Origin of the sequence: Gracilimonas sp., from assembly GCF_035704785.1 — a bacterium.
GTDB lineage: Bacteria > Bacteroidota > Rhodothermia > Balneolales > Balneolaceae > Gracilimonas.
Window position 1 is genome coordinate 1 of record NZ_DASSWP010000177.1, and the last position, 2,344, is coordinate 2,344.

3 protein-coding genes are annotated in these 2,344 nt (G+C 42.4%); 1 reads left to right on the forward strand and 2 read right to left on the reverse strand.

The genetic code is table 11. The features are described 5' to 3' along the window. Window positions 1-847 (forward strand): EF-Tu/IF-2/RF-3 family GTPase (locus tag VFM80_RS10235; RefSeq protein WP_395071731.1); only part of this gene is annotated, 847 nt, incomplete at its 5' end. A 70-nt stretch (window positions 848-917) separates the two neighbouring features. Here VFM80_RS10235 and VFM80_RS10240 read toward each other — a convergent pair. Both VFM80_RS10240 and VFM80_RS10245 read right to left on the reverse strand, forming a co-directional pair. Then, window positions 918-1,097 carry a hypothetical protein gene (locus VFM80_RS10240; RefSeq protein WP_395071732.1) on the reverse strand — a complete coding sequence of 60 codons (180 nt, stop codon included), beginning with the start codon at window positions 1,095-1,097 and terminating at the stop codon, window positions 918-920. Window positions 1,098-1,549: 452 nt separating this feature from the next. Continuing rightward, window positions 1,550-2,344 (reverse strand): T9SS type A sorting domain-containing protein (locus VFM80_RS10245; RefSeq protein ID WP_395071733.1); only part of this gene is annotated, 795 nt, incomplete at its 5' end.

Below are 2,344 nucleotides of genomic sequence, written 5' to 3' on the forward strand. Positions count from 1 at the left end.
AGTAACCCCTGTATTTTTTGGCTCAGCCCTGCACAACTTTGGACTGGATGTATTTTTGAATTATTTCCACAAGCTTGCTCCTCATCCTCAGCAATATAAAACTCCCGATGGAATTGTACGTGATCTGAATGATGGATTTTCAGGCTTCATTTTTAAAATGCAGGCCAACATGAATCCCGATCACCGTGACTGTGCTGCTTTTATCCGGGTGGCTTCCGGGAAGTTTGAACGAGGCCAGCAGGTGACGATAGCCTCTTCTGGCAAGAAAATTAAAATGTCGACCCCACATACATTAATGGGTGATGACCGGCAGCTCATGGAAGAAGCCTATCCCGGCGATATCGTATCGATCTTCAACCCCGGATCATTCCGGATCGGTACCACCATCTTTGAGAAGAATGAAGTTAATTTTGATGTAATTCCACTTTTTACCCCGGAGCATTTTCAGAAAGTGGCGACCAAAGATCCGTTCAAGAGAAAGCAACTCCGGGAAGGATTGCGACAGCTTTCTGAGGAAGGAGTGGTTCATGTATTTGAAGTACCCAATGGAGTAGGAAACGAACTTTTACTTGGAACGGTGGGCGTACTTCAGTTTGAAGTAGTGGAACACCGCATGCTTACGGAATATGGGGTTGAATTGATAAAAACTCCTGTTTCCTATCATTGTGCAAGGTGGCTGCCCAACGAGCGAGATGACATTATAGAAAAACTGGAAGCAAGCTATTCAACCCACGTCACCAAAGACATGGAAGAAAACCCAATTGTACTTTTTGATTCCATGTATGCCTTAAATCAAGGGGAAGAAAAAGTAGGCAAAGAAAACCTATTCAAGTTCAAACAAGGGTAGGAACATCGAACTTCGAACACCCGATTTTTAACGCTGAGCTTTCTGCTTTCGGAGTTCCTTGCTCAATGCTCTACTTTCCGCTATTGGCCTGAAGATCAGCAATACAATTAGCGTCTAAACCTGGGACGTCTTCGCCGTCTAAGTCTAAGAATTGAGAGATCAGATCAGGCCGTTCCATGGCGTAATACATCAAACAGCTTTCATTGTCACAATGGCTTTCATTTTCTTCATCTTTGTGATCTGTTTGCATAATAGTTCCTCAACCTTCAATATTCACCCGTTCCTTCTGGGGGGCGACCGTTGGCTCAAACAGATCTAAGGTCACGAAGCATATTTATTAAGATTGCTAACAAAGAGCGACCAACATATAAAAACCCAATTCTAAATTAACCTTTCATTTAGTATTTATAGAATTGCGAGAAAAATTAAGCTTGCCAAAGATAAGGTAACTACGGTGCATGAAGCTTCCGCTTTTTCCGGCGATCATATCAAACCCTTTCCTCATCTCTTTTATACCAAAGTTTGTTGTTCCTTCTTACATATTTATTTTGGGTGAGGAGAATAACAGAGTAAAATTTACCGCTCCGTTTATATTGATTTCTACAAAAGAGCGAGTACACAGGGTTACCTTATTGAGCAGGTATGTAACACATGCCACAGATACGAAAAATGTTAAGCCAAGGTATTAAACAAACTCGCAGTTCATTTTAATAATACCAGGGTTTTTTGCTCAAGAAATTGTTTTCCATTAGCAGCTTTTGCCACGATACGATATAAATAGGTGCCGCTTGCCAGGGAGCGTGCATCCCAGGTTATATTTTGAAGACCTGCTGTTTGTGTGCCATCAACAAGAGTGGCTACACGTTGACCCAGCAGGTTGAAAATTTCGAGACGCACTTCCATGCTGGCCGGTAAGCTGTAGCTGAAGGTGGTGGTAGGGTTAAACGGGTTAGGGTAATTTCCATGCACTTCAAAAGTAGCTGGAATTATGTTTTTTTGGCTATCCTCAGAAAGTTGAATGAGGGCAGTCCATCCTATGGATAAGCCATTTTCTGTATTAAGACCAAAACTAACGAGCTCTGAATGTTGATCTGAACCGGTAAGCTCAAAAGTAAAGATGGCCTCTTGTCCGATTGGTAAAGTTGCTATGAGTTGGTTTTGAGATGAAAGGCTCCATCCCTCCGGTAACTGTATATCCAGGTCAATATCGTTAATGACTTCAGAAGAACGATTCGTGATAAATACTTTCACTTCGTTTCCTTGTCCCGCTTGGGTACGGACAGAAAGCGGTGGCTGAGCAAGAGGCGTTTTCATTTTTTGTTTGAGCATGTCTTTCATAAAGCTCATGTGGTCGAAACCCTCTACTTTGTTGCCTTTTTGGTTTGCTTGCTGAATTTTGAGCCAGTTTTGCATAGCGGTGGCAGAGTCCATGACCTGGATGGAATAAAGGCTGTCGTGCTGTAATCCTGAATTGAGGCGGTTAAACTGAAGCATAGA

Excerpts from the sequence above, each read along its gene's own strand:
- VFM80_RS10240 (WP_395071732.1), bottom strand. The coding sequence starts at position 1,097 with ATGCAAACAGATCACAAAGATGAAGAAAATGAAAGCCATTGTGACAAT.